Genomic DNA, 26951 nt, shown 5'->3' on the forward strand with positions numbered 1-26951 from the left:
CAGATTTATAGACAATGCTATCTTGTTTTCAATTATGTTGTTACTTTATATTATCAACCCATGTAAAGAGTCTACTCCAACGTATGCCTCCTAATCCGCGACGATCGGGATCGCTTGACCACCAAATAAACAATGGTTTACCTACAATATGGTCTTCTGGAACAAAGCCCCAATAACGACTATCAGCAGAGTTATGGCGATTGTCTCCTTGCATCCAGTAATAGTCCATTTTAAATGTGTACGATGTTGCTGGTTTTCCGTTGATGTAAATCTTTCCGTTCTTTACTTCGAGAGTGTTGCCTTCGTAAACTTTTATGCAACGTTCATAAACTGGCAGGTTCTCCAATGTAAGCTTAATGCTCTTTCCCTTTGCAGGAATCCAAATAGGACCCAAATTATCGCGTGTCCATGTTTTCCAACCCAAGTCGGAATTGCGTGGATAATTAGAACCAGAGTAGATATCTTTGTCTGTTACATAACGCATTGATTTCACAATACCACGTTGTTTTAAAGCATTTGCAGCATGTTTGGTAAGTGGCATATAGCCATCGTATTGCAATGCTGCCTGATTTAATACTAATCCTTGCTCAACATCGTAACCATGAAGACGGCTCAAGCTTTGAATATCCTCGTTACTAATTCCTAATTCCTTGCGTAAGTCATCGTATTGCTCGCCCATTAAGTCGGCAGCAGTTACATTATTAAACTTAACCAAGTAGGCATATTGTACATTTTCAGGTTCTTTGTTTGGCTTTCCGTCCAAATATACAATTTTATTCTTTATCTGTAGGGTTTGTCCTGGCAGACCAACGCAACGTTTTACATAGTTTTCACGACGATCAGTTGGACGCGACTCTATATCACCATATATGGATGCATTCTTCAAAAGATAGTTTCTACCAAGCGTATAAGCTTTATCGTAAAAAGCTCGTTGCTGCAATGCATCTTTCTGAGTAGCTGCAAGTTTTGGATTTTGCTGCATTAACAAACTTGTACCTGTTTCGTAAACCATACGATAATAGTCATCAGCTTGATACTGAGGCTCGCTCATTATAGTATCACCTGCTGGATAATTGAATACTACAATATCATTCAGCTTAACTTTTCCCAATCCTGCCACACGACGATATTCCCAATGTGGAAATTCTATATAGCTCTTCATATTAAAGAACGGCATTGTATGCTGTGTAAGCGGCATTGTAAGCGGAGTTTGTGGAATACGAGGACCATAACTCAACTTCGACACAAAAAGATAATCGCCTGTTAGCAACGACTTCTCAAGAGAAGAGGAAGGAATTACATAGTTCTGGAAGAAGAATAAATTGATAAAGTAAACTGCTACAAGAGCAAACACAATAGCATCTACCCAACCCATAATAAATCTTACAGGACCGTCTGAGTTTTTCCACCATTGCCACTTTATCTTCTTCGTAATATACACATCGAAAATAAAAGGCAACACTATAAGTCCTAACCAGCTTTTCACCCAAAAAAGGAAAGCAAGGTAGAGCACTGCTACAATTATAAACTTTGCCCACTGTTTTTTGGGGTTGAGTTTTGCTTTTTCTTTGTCAATCATAGAATATAAAATTATACTTATGTCAATCCCACATTGTGGGTGCTATTTTTTAAAATTTAAATAAATCGTTTGTAGATAACAATCCGCTATGTTCCTTTGTATATTCGGCAGCCAAAACTGCACCCAAAGCAAAGCCTTTTCGGTTGTGTGCATCATGCGTTATAATAATGCCATCAGCTTCAGATTCGTAACAGATGCTATGAATTCCAGGAACTTCGTCTCTACGAAGGGAAGCAATAGGAAGAACGTCGTTAGCCATTGGTTCGGCATCAGTAACAGTGCCATCAGCTGCAATTTGTTTTCCTTTAGCCCATTTTGTCTTGCGGTCGATATTTTCCAATATATCTTCTGCCAATGTAATTGCAGTTCCTGAAGGTGCATCAAGTTTATGAATATGGTGCGTTTCTTCCATCTCCACATCATATTGTGGATATTGATTCATAATCTTAGCTAAATAGCGATTTACTGCCGAGAAGATAGCTACTCCGATAGAAAAGTTGCTTGCCCAAAATAAGGTTTGCCCGCCTTCTGTACAAAGACGTTCTACATCTGCTTTATGTTCGTGTTGCCAACCCGTAGAACCACTAACAACCTTTACATTATGTGCAAAAGCTTTTAGATAGTTGCCATAAGCTGCCGTTGGAGTTGTAAATTCTATAGCAACATCGGCAGTCGCAAATGCTGGAGAATCAAATTCTTCTTGGTTATCTGCATCTATTTTGCAAACTATTTCATGGCCACGTTCAAGAGCAACCTGTTCTATCATACGCCCCATCTTGCCGTAACCTATTAATGCTATCTTCATCCTTCGATTTTAATTTGTATCGTTCTACTTTATTGTAGAAACGTTATAAAAATACCTTTAAACTACTGCAAAGTTAGCAGAATTAGTAGATAACACAAAAAATATTCATTATTTTTAATGCTTTCACGGCAATTCAGCAATCATTTCCACCTACTTCTTATTCTCAAGCATAAAGATGCTTAGGGGCTACCTACTATGAACAGCAATTACAACTTGACCTACATACCAAAAATTGTTAATCTTCTTTCTACGCCATACGGATTTCTCCCCTACTCCCAAACATCTTTTTTCTACATTTAAGCAGTTTTTCTTCAACTCACCGCGAGTCTCTATTTTCGTACATGCTTAAAATATTTCTCCTAAAATTTGCTATTATCATATTTTCTATATACCTTTGCATCGCTTTACCGAAAGCATATTAATGCCCAGATGGCGGAATCGGTAGACGCGCTGGTCTCAAACACCAGTGGAGCAATCCATCCCGGTTCGATCCCGGGTCTGGGTACGAGGTAAAAAGCTAAGTAGTTTATTATTAAACACTTAGCTTTTTCTTATTTTATAAATGTTCCCAAAATGTTCCCAATCAGAATATTATGGGATTAAATAATAACCTAATATAAACCTATAAAATGGAAAAGTAGAAAAATTCAAGAGTCTCTGTCAAGAATTACAGAAAAGAAAATTAGATTTAGACAAAGAAGTCAACAACTATGTTAATATTGCTACAAATCTTAATAAGATTGGCATATATGTAATACAGAACGGAATTGTTGATATAAATAGCCAATTAAATGATGAAACAAAGCTGAAAATAGAGGATTATCTTCATGAAGTTGAGGGTAAGGTAAAAGAGCAAGCGGACTGGATCAAAGAAAGACAAAATGCCTTTAATGAAGCACTTACGGAAATTAAGGGTGTACTACAGAAATACCTTCCACAATCGTTTCTTGATTACTCTATCAAGGAAATACAGAATATTGCTATGTATAATGATTTATTAGCTATTGAACGTGGAGAATCCATTATAAATGATATAAAATCATCTCTTAAAACTGATTAAGATAAAGACACGAAAATGGTAATATGTCAAAACACTGTTTAGAACAAAATGCACTATCACTTGTATAGCTCAACTTCAACACACATTAAATGAAAAAGGTGCAAACAATCCTCTAATAAGAATTAATTTTGTACTTTTGTGCCGTATTCTTCGGGGCAGGGTGAAATTCCCTATCGGCGGTATAGTCCGCAACTCCTTTTTATAGGACTGAATTGGTGTAATTCCAATACCGACAGTTATAGTCTGGATGGTAGAAGAAACTGTGATGCTTAACTTTCCGTTAGGCATTTCTTTGGCTATTTATTTTCCCGAACATACATAATTGACACTATTAATTAAAGTTATGATTATGGCGAAAGTAAATTTCAAGAATCTTACAAAGTTAAAATTAGCCCTTAACTTCATAAGGGACAAGATTAAAAGAACTTCCTCTATAAAACGAGGGGTTGAAGTCCAAATGCCTACTTCCTATGGTAAATTTAAATTAATTCCTTTCTTGCAGATTGGGACAAAGAAAGAGCACGTTGTACTTTTTAAGGGCAATTTGACAGATGATAGCCCGCTCCTCGTTAGAATGCACTCAAGCTGCGCTACGGGAGATATTTTTTCATCGATGCGCTGTGATTGCGGAGAGCAATTGCATAAAGCAATGGAACTCATTGAAAAAGAGGGAAGAGGTCTAATTCTTTACCTCAATCAAGAAGGAAGAGGTATTGGATTAATGGAAAAAATGAGAGCATACAAACTTCAAGAAGAAGGTTTTGATACAATTGAGGCAAACTTAAAGTTGGGACATAACGCAGATGAGCGTGATTATAGTATAGGTGCTGAAATATTAAAACAATTAGGGGTTACAAAAATCCGCTTATTGACCAATAATCCAGATAAGTCAATAAGCTTGTCACGTTGTGGAATAATAGTTACTGATACTATTCCTTTAGAAATTGCTCCAAATAGCTACGATATAAAATATCTTATGACAAAGCGAGATAGAATGGGGCATAAATTACATTTATAGAAAAAATACCGTATAAGCAATATATAGAAATATTTCCTTATACGGTATAACTAACATTTACAATATAACTTTCAACCAAAAAGAGGAAGGAACACAATCTATCTCCTTATTCCTGAATGCTGTGTGGGTTGTTGCATAAGGTTTTGTTTCTCTTTCCATTGCTCATATTTCATTTTAAACCAATCTACCACCGGTAGTTCATCAATAAACAACTGCCATTTGTTCTTGCGCTCTGCACGAACTACATTCTTAATATAAGCAACAGATTGTTCGGTATCAAACTTGCGATTATGCTGCTTAGAATAAAGCGAGCCACTGAAACTGACCTTTTTGAAACATGCAATGGCTCGTATCAAGTGCGTAGCAAAACCCATTTGCAAACATTCACGCACGATAGCCTTAATATCAGCAAGGTAAGGGATAAGTTCTTCCAACTTTTTATCTTCCGATTGCTTGTTAGTAGCATATTGAGCTAACTTGTATTTTAGGGTCTCCACCTGCTGTTTATACACCATTTCTGAAGTTGTCATTTGCTTTTTGAGCGTAGAGATATTCCCTTCCAAAGTAGTCTTATCTGCTTTAAGCTGCTTATTTTCTTCTTCTAATCGCTTTACCTTATTACTTCCGAAAAGAGAAGATACGCTATCAGTAATGGCTGTTGTTGCATTTACGGCAGAGCTTTTGAGTTTTTCCATCTTAATATCCCGTTTTACCTCTTTGAGTTCCGACTGTAACTGTCCCTTGTTCGTTTCAAGTGTTTGTAGTTCGCTTTGCAGGTTCTCTGTTTCCCCAATGAGTGATTTATAATACTCTGAGGTAGAAATGTGTTTAGCTTCCGATCCGTCAATACCACGTTCTAAGCCATACTTATTCATCAGTTGAGCATAGCTATCTTGATAATTCTTTAATTTATTCCGTACCATCACATCATCAGCGCACAACCGAGTTGTACCAGCTTTCTTCTTTCGGTACTTCCGCTTACCGCTCTCTTCCTCTTTCTTGGCTTTCCTTCGCTCACAGGTAACAATAGGTACAATCGTAGCATGGATGTGTGGCGTGTGTTCATCCATATGCAGGACTGCCGACACCACATTATCTTTGCCGTATGTTTCCTGTAACCATTGTATATTGTCTTGACACCAACTATCAAGTTGCCCTTTATCCTCTATACGTTTCATATCCTCGAATGTACCTGTGAGTAACACACGGATAGCCCTTACTTGGTTCTTACCAATCTTGCGAGTGATGCCAGCCGTATTGATGCGATGGCTTATTGCTTCACTTCGGGAGTGGATTCCATCAGGAAACTCAATGAGTTCTTTGTTTAGATGAGTGCGACTTTCATCTGCATTCTTAGGATGAATAGTGCGCTCTATATGAGCAGACATACCCGTGTCGGCTCCTTTTGCTTTCTCTAAATGTAGTACTGCGTATCCCATAGTTGTCTTGAATTATTTGGTTTTAAGTTTAGGTTGATGATTCTCTTCGGGGTTTCAAAAGGGGCTTCCCCTTTGCTCATTGGTCATTTTTAGCAGAGGAGTGTAACGGCTGCGTAAAGAAAATGCCCTAATGAGCTATGGTATTTCGCTTGTGAAATATCCATAGGGCAGTAAGCGAGGAGTTATAGCCCTTTTCCCTTTCGTTGTTGTTGAGTGGTAATAGGCTTGTCACAAAGTAGGTCGTTAATGTCCTTATACTTTGAGTAAGCCACGGAGCCATCTTCTACCTTTGCACCTAACTCTTTAGAGAGTTCAACGTAGGCTGTTTGACCAGCCCTATCGTTGTCGAAAAGACAAACGATGTGTGCGTAGGAGGCTAAAAAGCTCTTTACCTTTTGCAAGTTGGTGACAGAGTTAAGGATAATAATGTCCGAAACTCCAGCTGGCTTGCCATCATTAAGGGTTAAGATACCCTTGCCTTGCTTTTGCAAGGTCATATAAGAAAGGTAGTCCATAAAACCCTCAAATATCAAACAGATGTTGGCTTGCTCTTGTGCCTTGACAATTGTAAATGATTTAGGTGCTATGCAGCCTTTGAAGAAAGAGTTGCGCAGTTCGTAGCCACCAATCTTGTTAGCAAAGCCTATAGCAAAGTAGGTTTTATCCTTATAGGTAAAATGTAGTTCTACACATTCCTTTTGAGCTATCGCAATATCCACTTTGCGCTCCGCGAGGTAACGAAGTAAGGCAGGGTGAGATAGTTCGCAGACTTCTATGTTCTTAAAAGCAGGTTCTTCTGGAGTAGTAATCCTTGTAGGTTGGTAGGAGTGATAGTTCATAGTGGATATGCCTGGAGCTGACTTTTCTATTTGTGCAAGCAGATAGGAAATATCTCTTGAATGATATAACTCTTCTGCAAGTGCGATGATACTACCACCTTTGCCAAGTCCGAAGTCATACCAAAGGTTGAGCTTTGTGTTTACCTTGAATGATGCCTGTGTTTCGTTTCTAAATGGCGATTTATAATATAACTTCTCGCCACTAATTTTGATAGGTGTATGCCCTATACTTTGCAGAAAGTCCTGCAATTTGATATGTTTTGCTGTTTCAATGTTCATAATTGTACGGCTTAGATGTTGTTGGAAAATTGATGATTTGATGAGTTTACTTGTAAGTGCTTGATAATGAGTGTTTATATTATACATCAACTCTTCATCAAAAAAATAAACTAAAGGGGAAGTGATGCTTGTGCAACTATATCTTTACTTCGTTATTTCACGGTTTCATCTTATCACTATTTACCAGATAAGATATTTTTTCTTGGGGAGCAAGTTGTACTTTTGTGCAGACAAAAGTGCTTGCTACTTCAAGAAGTAGTGAAATCGCTACTCTATGTTCTCAGGATTTACTGCTTACCAAAAGAGAAACTTGGCACCATAGTACACTATTTCTCTTTTGGACAGCAATTATACACTTCATCCATGATTTATTTCTGATGGATTTCTGATGAGCATTTATTCTCCTTATATTCAGTAGCTTATATTCTTGTTTCATCATTTCATCAAAATAATAGTATTTATTTCTCTGAAAGTTGTTCGAGAGTGACGGTGTAGTACCTGCCCATTCTCCTTACATCGGAATAATAGTTTGGGCGATTGAAGTCTATCTGGTAGGTGGTGTAGCAAAGTGTATTGCTTGCTGGCTGCAATTTCCAAATATCTTGTACTATCTTTCGCACATGGCTTTTCTCAGCTTTCACTTGCGTATAGTTGAGTAGCGTAACTATGTCGTTTAGGCAGAAAGAATACTCTTTAATATTCATCTGCTTCATGATGTCAATGGCAAGTTCTGCCATTTCAATCTCCAACTTGTTACGATTGCTCCTAATAATTCGTTTTAAAGCTGGTGTTTCCGTGAGTTTAGGATTGAACCACATACGGCTTTCTTCTTGGGTACTTAGTGTGCGATGCTGGAGAAAAAATAGGAAGGCAGGTATTTCTTCTTTGAGCTTCTTGAGAAAATCCGTATCATCAGATTGCAGCTTTTCTATTTTTCTCACCCAATAGCGGGTTTCTCCCATGTCTATGATAAGAGGGAGATACTCGTTGTTGGAGCAGAGTACAAATTTGGAAAAGAAAGCTATTTCAGAGCGGTCTTTTCCTTTGGCCTCCACCTTGTAGGTATGTGTGGTACTTAGGTTCTTTAGTCGTTCACTGTCTTCCCTACGGTTAAGCAGCACTTCATCTACTACGATGATGAGCTTTCCTGCCCAGTCGGCATTGAACTGACTGCGGAAGTCTTCATTGGTGTTAAAGGTTACATTGTCCTTAAAAATGGCTTTAAGGAAGTTGAGAAAAGTACTTTTACCAGTATTGCGCTCCTCTGATACCAACAGAAGAATAGGTAATTTCTGAATGGGCTTTAGATAGAGCAGCTGCAAATAATCCATTCCTAACTCGTACTGTTCACCAAATATATGCGATACAAGGGCTTCTATGTGTGAGAATGTTCCTTCTTTGGGCTCATGGTCTATCGGCTCATAGAGATTGAGGAAGTTTGCTACAACTGGTTGATAGTTCACATGGTCTGGCAAGGTACAGAAGCCATTGTACTTAGGTACACTTGCCATAAAGTCCTTGCCATGGTCTTGGCGCAGCGTTTCGTTGTTCCATACGATACGCTTGCGTACAAAGCCACCTCCTAATTTGGGTTGGTCTACCAATTTATATAAGGTGGTACCAACTCGGATATATTCTTCCTTTTCCATAGTATTAGATTTTTGAGGTTGCGTTACCTAAGATTTTCTGCACATCAGACATTCTGTATCTGACCTTGTTCCCTACCTTTATAGGCTTCAGATAGTTCTTCTTGCCCCAATGCCATAAGGTAGCATCACAGACTCCACATAATTGTTTTACTTCTTCCTTAGAAAGAAAGCGTTCCTTACGTGATTCTTCAACGATGGTTGTAAGTTCGTCTTTTGCACGGTTAATAAGGTCGTTGGAAAATGCCAACAAATCCTCACCAGACACCTCTAATCGCACATGTGCGTTAGAGCCTTGAATGATAGATAAAATATCGGTCATATTTTTTAGACTCCACCAGCTTGTTTGACTTCCTGTTGTCGGTGGCTTGCAAACAAAAAGTCGCCACCTCGGTTGAGATGACGACTGCAAATTTATATCGAAAAATGATTGATTTTCAACGAATTGCAAAACGCTTAATTCGCTTAAATATTAAACGAATTAAACGAACTGTTATTAGGATAAAAAGGTCTTGAATTCATCTATTGAAGCACGGTCTTCTCCCTTATCCATCAACCTAATTCCTGTTTTTCCAATAGTCTCTGAAAGCTCTTTATAGGCATTTTGAACACCACGAAGTCCCACTAATTGAACGTTGTAATAGTCGGATAATGCTCTATGAAATGGCGCAATATCACATTCGTTAAGTAAGCCCCGTTCTTCCAAAGCAATTTTGAGATAAACAATATCTTTCTCTTTTGGCTTGGTTAATATTCTATTCCTTATCTTAGAAAGCAACTCTTCGTTTGCTTCTGGCTTTAAAAGTTCCTTCAAATTCCTTTCATCCTTTGGTCTGCCACGCTTCTTGTTGATAACATTGTTACTGTTACCATCAGAAGTTTTCGCTTCTTCCAATGCTGATTCAACAATTGTATCTGTGGATAAGGAATGTTTATACAATCTAAATTCCTCCCAATCTTCCTTGGTTCTTTCTCCAGAAGATATACTTTTATGAATAATGTATTTGACCAACAACGACAAAATCCATCTATGAACTCTATTAGTTTTATTATTATGAATAAGGCTCTCACCCTGTTCTACCATACACTCGTAACTTCTGCCATAATACAGCCATGCAAGCATAGCTGGTACAATGGAGTGTTTATCGATGTTATGGAACTCATTCACCAAGTTCTCTGCAAGATTTGAATTAGTCAAGATACCTTCCAAGGAAGAAAAGTCTTTCAGAGTATCGTTAGATATTCTCTTTTTTACAGCATCTTTGTATTTGGGAACTAACCTCACTACTAACATGAACACTTTCTGAAATCCTGCACTATCCTTACGGTTCATTTCTTCAACAAATGAACCATACTCTTTAGGATGTGTATCAAGCCACTCTTTTATTAGGCATTTAAACTCTTCAAATTTATCTGTCATACGGATTTAGTCTAAGATTTTAACCAAGTCTTTCTTCATTTCTTCATCAATATCTCTGTATCGCCTAAAGGCTTTACTTCCCTCTTTGTGTCCTGATAACGCTGAAACCAAATTAGGGTCTTTTACTTTCTTGTAGATATTGCCGATAAATGTACGTCTTGCTAAATGGCTACTTGCAACCTCGTACAAGGGTCGCTTCACTTCTTCATGAGTCAATGGATCCAGAATTGTTACTATCCTATCAACTCCAGCTTCCTCGAAGATTCGCTTGATAGCTACATTATATTTCTGCTCGGATATGAATGGGAACAACTTTGCTCCCTTATAGTCATTGTACCGTTCCAATATAGCTTTAGCTTTATTATTCAAAGGAACTCTTACCGTTACAGGATTACCCTCTCTGGTCTTTTTGGGAATATACTCAATAGCTTCATTCACGATGTTTCTTCTCGTCAACCTATATAAGTCACTCACCCTACAACCTATCAAGGTCTGAAAGATAAAGATGTCCCTCTGAATGGTAAGCTGTGGATGTGCGGATAGGTCTGCATCAAATATTTGGTCACGTTCATCCAGTGTAATATAATAAGGTGTACCATAGGTACATTCATCTAATGGGAACTCGTCGAAAGGACGATTTGTTGTTATCTTTCTATCATAACACCAAATAAAGAACGTCCTTATGCGAGAAAATCTATCTATCAAAGTGTTCTTACCTCTTGGTAATGGAACACGCTTCTCTGGAAACGCTTCATATAGCTTGGGATATTTCTCATAATAGATATGCTCATTTTCAAAGAAATCCCACATATCCCTTAAAGTGTTAGAGGTTACATCATCTACATCAAGAATAAAATCACGATGTCCACGCTTTACGGTCTTCACATACATTTCATACCGTGCCAGTGAACGCCTAATAACCTTAAAGTTCTTTACTCGTACTGCTGATAGTTTATGTTCTATCAGAAATTTATCAAAGAGTTCCAAGAGTTTTGGCTTATTTTCCTGCATCAACTCTTCTTCCGTTTTGTAACGATTAGGATGATGGTACTTGTTGATAATCATTGCCAGCCATTCACTATCTGCTTCTTCTGTATATTGCTCTGTAATTACTGACACAATATCTTGTATACTCTGCGCCAAATGTAATTTATTCTCTTCAGAAATCAGCGCAACACGGTCTTTGTAGCCTTGCTTCTCACTACTCCAATGATTGGGATTAATTACAAGCTCACTTGCAGCCTTAATGTCTTTCTTTCCGTCACGCAAACGAAAATAGATAGTAGCCATACTATCCGTATCATTCTTTTTTGCAGTCTTTCGGATGAATGCAGTAACCTTCATAAATCAATGCTTTTAGTTCTGCTGCAAAGATACATAATTGTTCCCAAATTGTTCCCAATCATCCTAAATTTATTTTTATCACTTTCAACCAAACTAAATTAATTATTACTTTATTGCATTGATTGTTAGTTATTTATATTAAATAATGAGATTTAATAGGATTAAATAAGATGTTCCCGTATTTAATATTTCAAATGCGGGTCTGGGTACAATATAAGAAAAGGAAGTAATTGAATATCAAAAGATATTGTTACTTCCTTTCTTTTTTGTAGGAACATTGCAGAAAGTTTTTGTAGCATGTTTCTTTTTATTGATATTTATGGTGAATACGGCTATTTTATAGGATAAGAAAAACAAGTGAAATTAGCCTTAATTAAATCATAATTACCAACTCCAAAATTTTATATTATAAAAATAAAAATCATAATTATAAATTTTAATTTTATAATAAAAAACTTCATGGTTTTTCATTATAAATTTTTTCGTGCTTATTTTAGCTCTCTCTGAGAGAGGGGGTGTTTACTCTTTGAAAGTCTTTATTTCCTCTAAAAAAATGGGATATATTAGCTCATTATCATACGAAAAACGAGAAAACAAGTTGAAGGAATAGTGCGTAAGAAAATGAAAAAATCTGAAAGAATGAAATAGCTGCACCACAACGTTACATGAACTTTATTTCTTATTCTTTGGTTTGGATATAATTATAGCGTAACGAGTTTTTGTTTATTACAAAGATGATGTTGTAGTTCATAAAGGCTACTTTGCTCGGTTACGCCAACAAACAGAATTTTATCGGCAATATCACAAATATATTTATTTCTTACCAATGCTGTTTCTTTCGATTGTCGAACAGAATTACTGGCTGAAATAATTAGTAAATGGTTTTGCTCTAAGGCAGTTTCCAAATCTGCTGGAATAACTTTATACATTCTTCGTGCCAAAACAAGTATGATGGGCTGACTGCCTTTCAGCAAAAAATGAAGAACATCTTTTTCTAACTTGCTACAAAATCCGCTAACAACGCACTCTCCCCTATTACGCATATCGGTAGCCCAATCGTAAACTTTCAGCACTGTTCCCGAAGAAATTGTATTCGATGCTAAAAAAGCTACCTTTTTCAGCCGTAACAAGTCTTTATTGCCAAGATATTCCACATTGGTTATCATAGCCCACTCTCTCTATTTTTTTCTATTCGCTGTAACCTTTCTCCTTATCGTCTTTATTTTCTTTGCATAGTGCAATACGTTTTAAATCTTGGTCGAGCTGTTTTATACTCTCAAAATGTTCCTCTCTTCGCTGTTGTTCTTTATAAGCAATGTATTCCTTCGAAGCTTTTTCAACAGCCAATTTATGCGATATTGTACCAGCATGTTCAAGAATATTCTTTTCGTTCAAGGTAAGAATAAGGCGTAGTTTCTGCAACCAATCGCGCATATACATTGGTTTTTCTGCTAAAGCTTGTGCCTCTGCATAAGCAAGAAATTGTTCTACAATAAGTTTTAACTGCCCAATCTCTTTCTCGTTCAGATAGTTCTTACCTATCAGTGTATCGTTTTTGGTAACTTTTCCCTCTTGTTCTGTAGAAGTAAGTCCCATCATTGGCTGCAAAGCATTGGCACGATAATAAACAAGTTCGGCAGCTGTCTTTCCACTAACAGCCCACAACAGTTTATTTTGTACTTCTTTAAAGAAAGCCAATGTCATTTCTGCCGATGGATTATAATCTATACTCGTTGCATATATATCTTTAATTTGCTGATAGAACACTTTTTCGGAAATACGTATCTCTCGAATACGATTTAAAAGTTCTTTAAAATAATTGTAGGAAGACCCTGTTTTGAAACGTTCATCGTTTAATGCAAATCCTTTAATAATATATTCTTTTAATCGCTGTGTAGCCCAAATACGAAACTGCGTACCTTGTTGCGACTTTACACGATAACCAACCGAAATAATAACATTGAGATTATAGAACTTTACTGGTTTATCAGAATTTGCAATGTGCAAATTTTGCACATTGCTATTTTCATTAAGTTCGTTTTCTGCAAATATATTTTTTATATGTTTGGTGATAACACTACGTTCGCGACCAAAAAGCACACACATTTGCGCTTGTGTTAGCCATACAGTTTCTTTTTCAAACCTAACATCTATCTTTATTTTCCCATCTGCCGACTGATAGATAAGCATATTATCGTTATTGCTTGTGTACATAATTCTACTCTTCGTTTAATTCATCGCCCATACGATATTTTATGTCGTAGTTGATAATAAAGTCTAATTCTTCTTCTGTAAAACCATAATGACGGGCAAGAACTTTATCTATTTCGTCAATAATAGGTTTAGAGAGTTTCATATAAAACTCATCATATTCAACGCGTCCTGTTGTTTTATAAACATACACCCTTCTTTTAGATTTATTTTGAACGTCTTTTGTAAGTTCTCGATTTAGCTTTACAAGTTTTTCTTGTAAGGTTGCATTAACATTAAGATTAAAACTATATAATTCAGTAGAATTCAAATTGTAACATGATGAGTGTGTAAGCCACCATACTAAAAATAATGTACTATTGATTATAGCACAGCCAACTTCTTTTTTTTCTTTAGTTGGAAAATTCATTTTTTTAAGATGTCGTGAAATAATTTCTCCATCACGTTCACTGCAAAAATATGGAATAAATGAATGGGCACGCATCCAGTTTATTGGGGCATCATTATAAAGACAGAATTCATGACCAGAATTTACAAACAATTGAACTTTATTTTCCTTTATCTTTCTTGCGATACTAACAAACAATGGACTTGCTATTTTTGGAATAATATTCTGATAAGTATAATCTTCAATGCTGTTATAACGTACTAAGGCATTAAAAAGAATTTTGCGTTCATCAGCCAACCAACGTGTATATTTTGTAGAATATCTTCCTTTTCCTGTATCAGTAGCGATGAAAATTCCCAAACGGAATTTCACACCCTCAAAAAGTTTTTGAGGGTTTGCATCTGCACTTAAGTTTAAGTGCAGATGCAAACCGAATTTCTCATAGAAATTCGTTACAAGTGGAGCCATTCTTTCTGTACTATGTCCACTCAAAGGAACTATCATACTTATAAAGCTTTCTTGTTTCATTATTTTTTTTGAACGTTCAAGTATATAAGCATACAAGTTTCCACATGATATTGTTTTGTATCCAACTAATTTATAAAGGTCAGAAATAGCTATCCCTTGTATTTTCTTGTTATACTCTACATACGGCGGATTACCAATAATCACGTCAAATCCTCCATATTCGTTAATAATTTCGTAAAATTCGGCAAGCCAATGGAAAGGTTGATGTGTAAGAAGCCACTTTTCGTAACTGATATTCGTTTCTACTGCGCCATACATTTTATTGTTTAACAGGTGGTTTAATGCAGAAAGACGTTCGTTTAAGGCGTATTTGGCTTGTTTAAAGTCTACCATTTTATCCGATTGTTGGAGCTGAATTTCTTTAAAACGCTGATAAGCTTTAGAAATTTTCTCCATTTCCCCATTAATTTTTGCCTCAAATTCTTCCCTGTCAAACATATTTCCTTCCGCCAAATCGCGTTTTAATTCGGCTTGTGTGGCATATCCCACAAGTGTATTTCCACAACGAATATTAAAATCTATATCGGGCAAAGGGTCGAGTCCTAAATTTGGGTCGCGTTTATCTACTTCAACTACTGCAACCATCTTTAAGAACAAACGTAGTTTTGCAATTTCTGTAGCTTCAACCATTATATCAACACCATAGAGATTGCGCAGAATAATGCTTTTATAAACAAAGTATTGAATGTTGGAGCGATATTTGTGTGTTATTTCTTGCAACTCTTGTTTAAACAAAAGTGGGTTTTGCGTGTTAAATTCCTTCATTCTGTTGATACAAACCTCGTAAAGCGGTTCAAGAATGTTGAGTGCTGCAAAAAGAAAAGCACCAGAACCACAAGTTGGGTCGAGAATTGTTATGTGTTGTAAGGCAGAATAAAAATGTTTTATAAACAAATGGTCGGGAGTATCGGCAAGATAGTCGGCTACAAATTGCCGAATATCAAGGTTATAGGTTATAAAATCGTTTATAGCGGTTATTTCGCCATTCACTATTTTTTGTTTAATGTTGCTATAACGTTGGCGACGTTCTATGGTTTCTCGCCAAATTTCGGTAGGCAAGGCGAAAGTTTCGGGTGTTTGTTCGTTCCAATGTTTACGACGTTCTGACAAATTTGGCTTTGCAGTGTCTATTCCTTCTGCTATATATTCGGGAAGAGGTTCGTTGCAACCTTTCTTCATTGCATTGTAAATATACTTATCGTTGCTTTCTTGCAAGTATTGCCATAATTTGCTTTTGGGGCGGAAACATTTTTCGTCTTTGCGTTTTACGGCATCCATTAAATAAGGCAAGATGGTGTTTCTGCCAATATATTCGGTAATATCTTCTTTTGTGTAATAAGCTCCCATTTGTGCACGGTCGTTAATATATTGTTCGAATATATATCCTAACACATCTGGGTTAATATCGCGACCAGAAGCAGTGATACGGTCGTCGAGATGCCAATGCCATTTATCGAAAAAGTCGAATAAACTACAAAAAGCCTCATCTGCAATATCTAATTCAGCATAATTGCGCTCTATTTGGTGTATGTCGAACATACCACCATTTAAATAAGGAATACGACCATAAATATTTTCAAACTCAACATTATGTTGTGGTGCGTTTAGTCCGTCGTGAAAAAGATTGACGAGGAAACCTTTATAAAACTTATTAAAGAACCGATTTTCGCCTTCTTGTTGGCGTGTCCATTCTAATTTGTTGCGTAAATAATCTACATCGCCATCTAAGAAACCTTTTCTCTGAATGAAATAACAAAACATTAGTCGGTTTAGCATAACCGATACATACCATTGTTTGTTTTTATTTTCCTTTTCGCCAATATGGTCGTCAATTCCAGTAATAAATTTAGCAAAGTTGCTGTGTTCCTTTTTAAAGCCAGAATAGAAGTCTTTTGTTATTTTCTCAGAATTTACAAGGAAAGCAGCCTGAACTTTTTCTATAATATCGAGAATGTTAGGTTCGTCTTCGAGTGAAAAGGATAGTTTTTCCATTTTTTCAAACAAGAATGCAGCCTTTTCAATAGTGTCGTATTCAATTAAAACAACATCTCTTTTTTCTACTTTCTTTACTGGAGCTATCCAAAGATGATGTAGCTTTTCGGGTAAGAAAAAAATACAAATATAGTTTTCTGCATTCTTTCTAATTTTTTGGTCTATCTTTTTACATACAGCCGATGTTGGTATTTGATTAACTTTACAATTTAGAATTTGAAAACCTTTTCGTTCTGCAATCTGCTCTATATGGTAAGTTGTATCGTCTATGGTTATTTCTGGCAATTGTGTTGCACCTGTTGGATTGTTCCAAAGCATTTCGCTTATAAACAATTCTTTAAAATTGGCTGTAGAGATATATTGATTAAATAAATTCTTTTTCATTTCTTTTAGGCTTTTAATCCCATTGAACAAATAATTACAGGGTCTTTATGTTTTGTTTTGTCTTCGTCTACCCGACAAAGATTTGCGTTTTCGTACATTTCGATAACAGTATCTACAATATCGTCGTGCGTATTTCCTGTACGCATCATTCTTCCAAGGATAAATTTAGAATTCTCCAATAATGGATTATTGTAGATTTGGTCGATAGCAAATTTCAGCAACTCTTTCTTTTCTTGCGTATTAAAAAGAGTAAGTGGTTGTTCGTAATAATGATTCAACAATTCATAGATTTTACGTTTGGTACTAAATCGACTTCCGAGAATTCCTCCAACATTAGTATTTTCGTTCTTAATTCCTTTAACAGCTTTTTCTACTAATGCAAGATGATTTTCCTGTGCTGGTAGGCAAGGTTCGTTTATTGTACATGCCATTGCCTGAAGAATACGATTTTGCGACTGGCTAACTATTTTTCCTTCTGAGTTGTACCAAGTAAGAACATCGAAATCGTTATATGTGCGAGCATAAGTGATAACGCCATTTTCGCTGATATTGGTTGCAGCTTTTGTAGAATAGGCTATATTTGGTATAGCTGGAATTATATTTTTCAGTTTTGGATTGGCATCGGTAGCGTTTTTCCATATCTGATATGCAAAAGAACCTAAGTCTACATCTACATCATCGTCGTCGCCGTCTAAACTTCCACTCTTTTCATTATACATATCACGAAGGTTCTGTTCGTTTCCTTCAAAAAACACTTCGTCGCTACCCACAATTCCTGCATTTTCGTTGATACGTTCGTTAAGGCGCGTACGCAAACTAATGATTTTTTCTACCTCATCGGCTGGGAAAAATGAATAACAATAAATTTTTTCTGAACTTTGGTCGATACGATCTACACGTCCTGCACGCTGAATTAGTCGGATAATAGCCCAAGGTAAGTCATAATTAACAATGATATGAGCATCTTGTAAATTTTGTCCTTCACTTAATACATCGGTTGCTATTAATATACGCAGTTCGTTTTCTTTTTCTATATCTGCTTTATTACTTATGGGCGAAAAGCGTTCTACAATAGATGTTGAATTTTTTGTTGCACCAGTTACTTTCTCGATATTTTTAATTCCTCGTTTTTCTAACTGCTTGTAAATATAGGTAGCAGTATCAGAATATTGTGTGAAAACGACAACCTTTTCATCTTTATGAGTGTTGTTCAATAGCTTTTCTAATTCGTTGAGTTTTTGGTCGGTCTGCGGATTCCATGCTTCACAAAGTTTTATCATAGCGAGAAGTTGTTCGCAATCTTTTTTTAACCCCTGTTTCAGTGTACGTTTGAAATATTTAGAATCAATCCATTGTACATTATTCTTTCCTATCAGTCCATTGTAATATGTTTCTGCTTTTTCCATATAAGCTTTCATATCTTTAGGAATTGTCAGAAGATTGCTGTTAGAAAAAAATTCTTGACTATTTTCTGAATCTGCATTTGCATCGTTGATGTCGGAATCTTCTAAAAAGTCCTCAGGGAATGTATTTTCATCGCTAACTGGCAATTTCAACTTATTGTCGATAGCATAGATATACACAGCATTGCGCAATATGTGGCGATATAATGTGAGCAGAAATGCATAGCCACTACTATCTATACGCTTAAAGAATGTACTTTTACAGAAACCCATCATTTGTGCTCCAGCACGCGAAAGATTATCTATCAAATTACTTTCATACTTTGATGCAGCTTCGGCTTTCTTTTCATCTAAATAATGTGTCAATCCATAACGAGGCAACTTAAGTGACTCCATAAAATCTATCATTTCTTTTGAATAGAGTCGGCTATATTGGTCGCCCTCAACAGTATTAAACTTCACGGCTTTAGGGATACGATCTGGAAAATAAGATTTATGCCCATCTTTGAACTCCAAATATTTACGTTTGTTTTTAGGGTCTGTCTTTGCATAATTCTCCTTAATGAACGTGCGTGTTCTTCGGATAAGGAAAAGTTTCATTAGTTCTTGCCAGTCTTCTTGACATTCGCTTCGTTCAAAGGCTTTTATACTTCTAATAAAATCTTCATGCTTTTCGGCAAATTTCCGTTCTCCGCCAATTGCACGAATATATGCTTCAGGACGAATTCCTAAATCCATATCGTCATCTATAAAAAGTCGAAGTTGGCTACTAAGGTCTTTATATTGCTTGTTGTAAGGTGTTGCTGTTAATAATAAAACCTTACAATCTTGTTTTTGAATAAGATCGCGAATATTGCGATAGCGAATGCCTTGACTATTACGTAGGTTATGACTTTCGTCTACAATAATAAGTTTGTAATAGCGGGCATTATCTACATCAATAGGTTTTGACATTGACATAATATCTGCCTTCATATCGTATTGCTTTCGATACTTTGCCCACATATCTTGCAAATTAGCAGGACAGATAATCAATGTATTGCTGCCAAAAGTGTTTTCGTACATCTTAGCAATGGCACAAGCTGTGATGGTTTTTCCTAATCCTACAACATCGCCTATCATTGCTCCGCCACGTTTCTCATTATTAAGATGGCGTGCTGCTATCTTTACAGCAGTCTGTTGAAAGTCGAAAAGTGCACCTCTAAATTCTGTAGGAATAGAAAATTCTTTAATTCCCGAGCGTGCTTCTTCGCTAAGATGATAAGCTGTTTTTAGATATATATAATAAGGTGGTATTTCTTTGTCGCCTGCCCAACTATTGTCTATAATTTCTATTAACTCTTTGGTAATATCAAGACAAAATTTATCTTCCCAACGGTCATCAAACCAAGAAGCTAATTTTTCGGCACTGTCGCTATCGCCAAATTCTGCATTTAGCTCTCCTTGCTTTGTTAGTCCGGAATAGGTAAGATTGCTACTACCCATAATAGCTTGTATTTTATTGAAATTATCATCTGGACGATGAGCCAGGTATAATTTGGCATGAAGTGGTTCGCGAAGATACAATTTTACACATACTTTTTCGTCTTTCATCTGTGCAGAAAGACGACGAAGTGTAAATTCGTCTTGCTTTGTTGGAAAACCTAATTGTAACTGTCGTCTGAAATCGTGCGCAATAGCCAATTTGCATTGACTAACATAATTTGCATCGGGCAATTGTTGCTCGGTATATAGCTGACGTATTAGTTCATCGGAAGGCTGATGCATACCAATTAATAACCGACATTTACGAAAAATTCTTTTATCATCTTCGTAAACAAAGTCGCCAGTAATTGTATCTACCTGATCTACAACTATATTCCAACCACGTAGATTAAAATATCCTACACAGAAGTCTACTCGTTTTACTCCAACATTGGTAATTATTCCTTGAAGCCCTTCTGTAAATTTGGTTTCTATATTATCGTATATGCGCGCCATATTATTAAAGTTTCGTTGTGCAATAATATTCAGGCTATAAAATTACTCATTATTTCTTAAAGAATCTGTATTTTTAATCAAAAATGTAATTCTACTATAGGAGAATAATAGTTTTCATTCCATTTTATATCTATATCTTTAATTCTGAAAAACTTATAGGAAAAGTAAAATAGGTTAGTGCTGTGTTTGGTTTTTGTCTGATTATTCTTCATTTCAATCAATATAACCTATCTTTGCAGGAAAAATTGCAATTATAAGGTTGTGAACGAAAGAGCAAAACAATGAATTAAAGAATTGAGATTATGATAGATAAAACAAAGCTTGCACTTACTTTATTTTTAGTGATTGTAGCGATAATAACATGCATCAATCCTATTTATCCAGATGAGCAACTACTGCAACATATTGGCACTGTGCTGTTGTTAATTCCGCTAATTACAGATATTTTCAAGAAAAAGATGCCTATGTTGGCATTTGCAGGAATGGTATGTTTTACACTTTTACATATTATTGGCGCACGGTATATCTATTCGTATGTACCATATAAGGAAGTAGCGGTTTCGCTTGGAATTGTTGGTACAGACTTTTTTCAAGATTCTCGCAATCATTACGACCGTTTGGTGCATTTTTCTTTTGGCTTATTATTGTTCCCATACTTGGTATATATCTGCCGAAATTACTTTAAACAGCAGTCATCTATTTCTATTATTATGGCATGGCTGATGGTGCAAACGGGTAGCATGATATATGAAATGTTTGAATGGTTGCTTACTGTTATGATGACAGCAAACGATGCAGAAAACTATAATGGGCAACAAGGAGATATTTGGGATCCACAAAAAGATATGGGTTTAGCATTGTTAGGATCAACAATAATGCTTCTCTTTTATTATGTTTTTGGATGTGCGAGGAAGAGAAGAAGGGAATAATGAGTAAAAACAAAGGGAATTCGGCTGTGTTTACTTAAATATAGAGAAGTTTACACTGCCATAGGTGCGGTGCTCTTTAAAGTGTGGATTTGCTGAAAAATCGTTCTGTTTGCCGTGTTCAAAGACAAATATACCATCGTCAGAAAGTAGTTCTTGCTCGAAAATTAGGTTGGGAATGGTTTCGAGTTCGGGTAAAGCATAGGGAGGATCGGCAAAAATAAGGTCGAATTTTTGACGGCAAGACTTAAGGAAACGGAAAACATCGCCACGAATAAGGATATTATTTTCAACCTTTATTTTCTTCGTACAATCGGCTATGAATCGTGCATGATCGCGGTCTTTTTCTACGCTTATCACTTCTTTACAACCTCTGGAAATTAGTTCTAAGCTGATGCTTCCAGTGCCAGCAAATAAGTCGAGTGCTGTAATATCTTCGAAATCGATATATCCGTTTAGCACGTTAAAGATGTTTTCTTTGGCAAAATCGGTAGTTGGACGTGCCTTAAAAGTACGTGGTATATCGAAGTGTCTGCCTTTAAACAATCCTGTTATGATGCGCATAGCCTAATTCTTATCGTTTCTTTTTAATCTAAATACAACGCTTTTAGGTCGTATGGAATATCATTTCGCTTTGCCATCGCCGCGTTATTGAAGTCGGTTTCTATGTTCAAAATATAGTTCCTACTGATGAATTGCTGTAGTTCACTGCGCAATTCTTCTCGGTTGGGCACATTTCCGACCATATACAATTCGTTATCGCTGCGGTCCATACCCATCAGTTTCCATACATAAAGCAGATAATAGAGTATATCGCTCGTGTTTATTGCTTCGTACGAGTTACTAAATTCAAATCTGTTACGCTGAAATCGCATTACTTCCATGCGCTTATCGTGGAAGAAAACGAAGAGTTTTTGGCGTGTCCCAGTAAACGCTCGCCTATATAAATGCAACCATACAGATTGCATTAAAGGTTGTAAACGTATATCATCGAAATGGTCGTCAACCACCATTTTCAAATCTTTGTTTACTGCAAACACTGCCACAGCGTTTAATTCGGGCAGCACACTCGTTACTATGTCTTCGCTACGTTGCCATTTAAAGGTGTGTTTGTATAGCGATTCCACGTCTTGTTCCCTATATTCGTCTAACGGAACAAGCATCGTGGGCGTGTCTACGACTAATAAAACGCGCTTATAACCACTCTGTAGAAGTTCCGACTTCTTGAAAGCTTCGCGCAAATTGGCTGCTATGGCCATGCTATTATTTAGTTCGTAAGGCTCAAACACGATGTTATCGTCAGCTTGTGGGTCGCCAACTGCAAACAACATGTTACCTTCTCCAATGCGAATGGTAAGGCGTATGCGCTTATCGGATGTGTAATTATCTATCTGAACCATTGTCTATTACTGCTGCAAACTTACACATTTTTTTTCGATTATTCTGCCTTTCGCATTACAAATGTTGCAGATAGCCGTTGCAGGATAGACTTTTTTACAGTCTTATAGTAGGCTTTTCATTCAGCGATGAAGTTGTTTTTCAAGCATTTTACGATACAAAAGTAAGGCGACCCAATAAAAATCGCTAACTTTGCACGGCAAGAAAGAAGTGCATTAAGGAATGATACAAGACGAATTGGTTTACCAAATATTGCAAGATTTCGGCTTTGAGCCTACGCAAGATCAGGGAAAAGCCTTGCAAACTTTTGCTCGTTTTATGACCGACAGAAGCGAAAATGCGGTCATGATACTACGCGGAAGTGCAGGAACGGGCAAGACTTCGCTTGCTGGAGCCATTGTAAAAGCGGTTATCCGATTGCGTTTTAAGGTGTCGTTGTTAGCTCCTACGGGAAGAGCGGCAAAGGTTTTCTCGCTTAATGCAGGCTTATCTGCGTCTACTATTCACCGAAAAATATATCGAGAAAAAGCCTTTAATGGTGCAGATGGTCAATTTTCGCTGAACAATAATATGTTTCGCGACATGCTTTTTATGGTAGATGAGGCTTCAATGATTAGTCTTTCGCAAAGCAATACCACCTTTGGCAGCGGCAGATTGCTCGATGATTTGGTGCAATATGTTTACAGTAGTGGTGCAAACTGCCGTCTTTTGCTCATCGGCGATAAGGCTCAGCTGCCTCCAATAGGCGAAGAAGAAAGTCCAGCACTGCGTTCTGACGTATTAAAATCTTATGGATTGGAAGTTTACGAATGCGATTTGAACGAGGTTTTGCGCCAAAGTCAACATTCAGGAATACTATGGAATGCTACTGCTATACGTGAAATGATTACCCGAAACACAGCAACCCAGCTGCCCAAAATAAAGCTAAAAGGATTTGCCGACATCTCTATTGTGCCAGGAAACGAACTGATTGAGAGTCTTGCATCGAGTTATTCAGCAGTAGGAATAGATGAAACAATGGTCATAACACGTTCTAACAAACGTGCAAACATCTTCAATCAAGGCATTCGCAATACTATTTTGGGTCGTGAAGAAGAGCTTACAACGGGCGATTTGGTGATGGTTGTAAAGAACAAATACTTAGAAAAGGATCGCAGCACCGATATTTCGTTTATTGCAAATGGCGATCATGCGGTGATACGTCGTGTACGTAACATTCGCGAACTATATGGTTTTCGTTTTGCCGACGCCTCTTTAGAATTCCCCGACTATAACAATACTGAGTTAGATACAGTTGTCGTGCTGGACACTCTTACGACGGAAGCCCCTGCATTGACACGCGAACAGAACGACAAACTATTCCAAAGTGTTATGGAAGACTATGCTGATGTGCCCCGAAAAGCCGATCGCATGAAGCAATTACGCGAAGATGCATACTTCAACGCTATGCAAATAAAGTTCGGTTATGCCGTTACTTGCCACAAAGCGCAGGGTGGACAGTGGGCACATATCTATCTCGACCAGGGCTATATGACCGATGAAATACTTACGCCCGACTATATTCACTGGCTGTACACAGCTTTTACGCGTGCCACCGAGCATCTTTACTTGGTAAATTGGACTCAGAAACAAACTGCAGAATAATGGAAATTACGATAGCATATCTTCAAGAAGCCTTTCGAAAATATAACGAAGAGATATTCGAAAACACTCTTCCTATGCCTAATTTAAGGGTCTCTAATGCCAAGCGAAGGCTGGGTTCTATGCACTATCACATACAAAAAGCATGGGGAAAAACACGCCGCAATTTCACTATTGTGGTATCTAACTATTACGATGTGCCACTACCGCTCATCGAAGATACCCTTATTCACGAAATGATACACTACGAAATTGCATACAAAAAACTGAAAGACACATCGGCACACGGTATATTATTCCGCCAAAGAATGGACGAAATAAACAGCAAACACCATCGTAATATTACCATTAGCAAGCGAATGACAGAGCATGCGCCACGCAAAAGTAATTCATCAGAAACCTATTTGGTCTTAGCAATAGAAATGAACGATGGCTCATACCTGCTTAGTTCCGTTGCACGCACAATGCTGGCAGACTTAGAAAGGCAAATAAAAAGAGTGGAAAAGATAAGCAATTACGCTTGGTATATTACACAAGATGCTTACTTCCGCAACTTCCCGAAGGTGCGAACTCTTCGTGCTCGTTCAGTTTCGGCAGAGATTTTTACCAATCTAACTGCTCAAATGACATTGGTAAAAGATAAAAATGGGTGGGTTGAAACGTTGTAAAAGTTGGTTTTTCCAACTTCTTTGACAGATAATCTATACAGGTTTTAAGTCTTCAATCAACATATAGCATGTTCTAAAAACTATATTATTGAGTTTTTAGAACATGTTATTTAGTGGGCATAAGCTATTGGTCGCTTTTTGGAAAGAAGTATTCTTTGTTGGTTTTAATATCGAGCCAACCTTCTATACCATCTTTTTTAATATAATAAAATGACTTGGTGCGTTGCTCTAACTCATCGTACACAGGTTCCTTATCACGTGGAAAGAGTCCCACTTTGCCGTCTTTATAGAAATAAATAAGGCCATCACGGCGCATAATAATAGAATCGTAAACTATTGGAAGCAACGTTTTGCCTTTGAGTTTCAGGACGGGATAGGTTAGGACAGCCCTTACCCAATTGTACAAACGCTTTATAGTTTTCTTGGGATTTACACTTTCTGGCTGCTTATAATCATAGGCAATTATACCATATTTGCCTTTTCTTCCTACTCTTATCCACTCTGGGTACATTTCAATTTCACCAACAATATCACTATTACCATCACGTTCAAACTCCTTATCTCCACTGAGGAAGGAAACAGAATCAGTAGGTTGGCAGTCTGAAAGTATATAGCTTTCACCCACTTCATCGCGTACTCCAGGACCACCAGTATATTTTTTAAACTGATAACTGCCATTTTTCTTCCTCAAACTATATTCCCAATGAGGTACTGTTCCACAGAGAGTCAATCTTAATTTGGTGGGGCTCTTTATCTTATTACCCTTTTCGTCATAGTAAAAAGGGCCGTTTTCGGTAAGCACTTCTATCGTACCGACATTGCAATTCACTACTTCTCGTGCTGCTTTTAAAGCTCCAACATTTAGTTTTTCAAGGTAAAGGTTGTACAAATCAATGCTATTTCCGTTCTTTGCAATGATAAAACGATCATCGTAATTTATCGAATCATAATCTAACTTCAATACTTTCTCCCCGAAACCATTCAACAATTGGAGTTTACCTTCTTCCGTTTTGTGAAGACCAAAGTATCTTTTCGAGTAGAAGTATTGGAAGTCATAAGCCTTAGCATCAGCATATTTCCCTCCTGCATCGGCTAAACTCACAGGTTGATATGCATACTTAAGGTTTATCAACAGGTCGCCTTTGGTAGTTGAAAGCAGTGTATATTCAAAACCACGGGCATGGAACAGCAAAACATTTTTGCCACCTTTTAATTCCAATACAAGTGGTAAGAGGTGATTAGAGCGGTATGCATGCCAAGTTTTAACAGAGTCTGGAACAACAAAAGACTTTATACATCTCTCATAAATGCCCTCTACTTTTTCGTAATACAATTCTTGTACCACAGCAAGGTCGCTTCTTAAGAATTTCAGAACATACTGAGAGGAAGTTTTGTCGCGTTTCCATTCGCCACCTTCCTCTATGTCAAAGGTCTTCCCAATATAGTCTTTAAGAGAAAGAGAACGGAGGTTTTCAACATCAAAAATATAATCATCGTTCTTCTCCATTTCGCTTCTACTTACTGTATCAACTTCAGAACGCATATTCCAGCCTATCAAATACATATCAGAAGACCCATATAAGCGGTCGTTATTTCGACTTGTGGTTAATCTTTTTAGTATATACCTGCCGTCATTTAGCTTCGTATAGATGCTTAGATCATAACCTCCTTTGCTATAACCGATGGCATCTGCTTCGGGCAAAGAGAATCGTTGCTGGGCAGAGATACTTGCTGCAACACAGCAATAGAGGAATAAAAGAAAAATAGTTCTTTTCATAAATTGATATATTTTAAAGACAAAGATAGTAGTTTTAAAAGAAAAATATGACCTATTTAAGAAACTTTAAAACTACAAGACAAAATGTATTAAAGTCTGAAGATAGAACTAAAAGGAAACACAAAATACGTCGAAAGAACACTAAAAAAGTCTATATTTCATGTAAAATAAGGGCCTATATGACAAAAATGTGCTTAAAATCCTTGTAACTATCTAATAATCATTA

18 protein-coding genes, 1 tRNA gene, 1 pseudogene and 1 riboswitch are annotated in these 26951 nt (G+C 36.9%); of the genes and pseudogenes, 5 read left to right on the plus strand and 15 right to left on the minus strand.

Translation table 11 applies throughout. From position 1 onward, the window contains the following. Nucleotides 1-40: 40 nt before the first annotated feature. Together HXN26_RS02630 and dapB are read right to left on the minus strand one after the other, a co-directional pair. On the minus strand, nt 41-1579 hold the full coding sequence (locus HXN26_RS02630) for a S26 family signal peptidase (protein WP_273158479.1): 1539 nt from the start codon (nt 1577-1579) through the stop codon (nt 41-43). A 49-nt stretch (nt 1580-1628) separates the two neighbouring features. Beyond that, on the minus strand, nt 1629-2384 hold the full coding sequence (dapB, locus tag HXN26_RS02635) for a 4-hydroxy-tetrahydrodipicolinate reductase (protein WP_273158480.1): 756 nt from the start codon (nt 2382-2384) through the stop codon (nt 1629-1631). A 423-nt stretch (nt 2385-2807) separates the two neighbouring features. On the opposite strand from dapB, the gene HXN26_RS02640 reads away from it, so the two are divergent. Together HXN26_RS02640 and ribA are read left to right on the plus strand one after the other, a co-directional pair. Next, nucleotides 2808-2889, plus strand: a tRNA-Leu gene (locus HXN26_RS02640). A gap of 697 nt (nt 2890-3586) precedes the next feature. Further along, nucleotides 3587-3707: riboswitch (FMN riboswitch) on the plus strand. A gap of 125 nt (nt 3708-3832) precedes the next feature. After that, nucleotides 3833-4462: pseudogene (gene ribA / locus HXN26_RS02645) on the plus strand (GTP cyclohydrolase II); the annotation flags it as partial. 98 nt (nt 4463-4560) lie between these two features. On the opposite strand, the gene mobV reads toward ribA, so the two are convergent. The 10 genes from mobV to HXN26_RS02695 form a co-directional block, all read right to left on the minus strand. Further along, on the minus strand, nt 4561-5901 hold the full coding sequence (gene mobV, locus HXN26_RS02650) for a MobV family relaxase (protein ID WP_004342660.1): 1341 nt from the start codon (nt 5899-5901) through the stop codon (nt 4561-4563). A 182-nt stretch (nt 5902-6083) separates the two neighbouring features. Then, nucleotides 6084-7019, minus strand: a complete 936-nt coding sequence (locus tag HXN26_RS02655) for a toprim domain-containing protein (RefSeq protein WP_004342659.1) — start codon at nt 7017-7019, stop codon at nt 6084-6086. 458 nt (nt 7020-7477) lie between these two features. Continuing rightward, the gene (locus HXN26_RS02660) at nt 7478-8668 is read right to left on the minus strand and encodes a primase-helicase family protein (protein ID WP_004342658.1); all 1191 of its coding nucleotides are present in this window, start codon (nt 8666-8668) and stop codon (nt 7478-7480) included. A gap of 4 nt (nt 8669-8672) precedes the next feature. Beyond that, the gene (locus tag HXN26_RS02665) at nt 8673-8987 is read right to left on the minus strand and encodes a helix-turn-helix transcriptional regulator (protein WP_004342657.1); all 315 of its coding nucleotides are present in this window, start codon (nt 8985-8987) and stop codon (nt 8673-8675) included. A gap of 174 nt (nt 8988-9161) precedes the next feature. Continuing rightward, nucleotides 9162-10085, minus strand: coding sequence for a DUF6043 family protein (locus tag HXN26_RS02670; RefSeq protein ID WP_004342656.1), 924 nt, complete (start codon nt 10083-10085; stop codon nt 9162-9164). 6 nt (nt 10086-10091) lie between these two features. Next, nucleotides 10092-11429: a site-specific integrase gene (locus HXN26_RS02675; protein ID WP_004342655.1), complete on the minus strand. Its 1338-nt coding sequence runs from the start codon at nt 11427-11429 to the stop codon at nt 10092-10094. A 701-nt stretch (nt 11430-12130) separates the two neighbouring features. Next, on the minus strand, nt 12131-12595 hold the full coding sequence (locus HXN26_RS02680; RefSeq protein ID WP_273158481.1) for a DNA-processing protein DprA: 465 nt from the start codon (nt 12593-12595) through the stop codon (nt 12131-12133). Between the two features lie 22 nt (nt 12596-12617). Beyond that, the gene (gene rhuM, locus HXN26_RS02685) at nt 12618-13643 is read right to left on the minus strand and encodes a RhuM family protein (RefSeq protein WP_273158482.1); all 1026 of its coding nucleotides are present in this window, start codon (nt 13641-13643) and stop codon (nt 12618-12620) included. A gap of 4 nt (nt 13644-13647) precedes the next feature. Beyond that, nucleotides 13648-16932, minus strand: a complete 3285-nt coding sequence (locus tag HXN26_RS02690; RefSeq protein ID WP_273158483.1) for an Eco57I restriction-modification methylase domain-containing protein — start codon at nt 16930-16932, stop codon at nt 13648-13650. 5 nt (nt 16933-16937) lie between these two features. Next, the gene (locus HXN26_RS02695) at nt 16938-20315 is read right to left on the minus strand and encodes a helicase-related protein (RefSeq protein WP_273158484.1); all 3378 of its coding nucleotides are present in this window, start codon (nt 20313-20315) and stop codon (nt 16938-16940) included. Between the two features lie 302 nt (nt 20316-20617). Between HXN26_RS02695 and HXN26_RS02700 the strand changes: the two genes are divergently transcribed. Then, nucleotides 20618-21244 (plus strand): DUF2238 domain-containing protein, encoded by a 627-nt coding sequence (locus HXN26_RS02700; protein ID WP_273158485.1) that lies wholly within the window; start codon nt 20618-20620, stop codon nt 21242-21244. Nucleotides 21245-21274: 30 nt separating this feature from the next. On the opposite strand, the gene HXN26_RS02705 is transcribed toward HXN26_RS02700, so the two are convergent. Then, on the minus strand, nt 21275-21805 hold the full coding sequence (locus HXN26_RS02705; protein WP_273158486.1) for an RsmD family RNA methyltransferase: 531 nt from the start codon (nt 21803-21805) through the stop codon (nt 21275-21277). A 23-nt stretch (nt 21806-21828) separates the two neighbouring features. Further along, nucleotides 21829-22641: a DUF3822 family protein gene (locus tag HXN26_RS02710; RefSeq protein ID WP_273158487.1), complete on the minus strand. Its 813-nt coding sequence runs from the start codon at nt 22639-22641 to the stop codon at nt 21829-21831. 220 nt (nt 22642-22861) lie between these two features. Here HXN26_RS02710 and HXN26_RS02715 point away from each other — a divergent pair, with 220 nt between their 5' ends. Together HXN26_RS02715 and HXN26_RS02720 are read left to right on the plus strand one after the other, a co-directional pair. Further along, nucleotides 22862-24283, plus strand: coding sequence for an ATP-dependent DNA helicase (locus HXN26_RS02715; protein ID WP_273158488.1), 1422 nt, complete (start codon nt 22862-22864; stop codon nt 24281-24283). After that, on the plus strand, nt 24283-24948 hold the full coding sequence (locus HXN26_RS02720) for a SprT-like domain-containing protein (protein ID WP_273158490.1): 666 nt from the start codon (nt 24283-24285) through the stop codon (nt 24946-24948). Before HXN26_RS02715 ends, HXN26_RS02720 begins: the two co-directional genes overlap by 1 nt. Before the next feature lie 124 nt (nt 24949-25072). On the opposite strand, the gene HXN26_RS02725 is transcribed toward HXN26_RS02720, so the two are convergent. Next, nucleotides 25073-26725, minus strand: a complete 1653-nt coding sequence (locus tag HXN26_RS02725; RefSeq protein ID WP_273158492.1) for a hypothetical protein — start codon at nt 26723-26725, stop codon at nt 25073-25075. Nucleotides 26726-26951: the final 226 nt, after the last annotated feature.

Source organism: Prevotella aurantiaca, from assembly GCF_015262605.1.
Classification (GTDB): domain Bacteria; phylum Bacteroidota; class Bacteroidia; order Bacteroidales; family Bacteroidaceae; genus Prevotella; species Prevotella aurantiaca.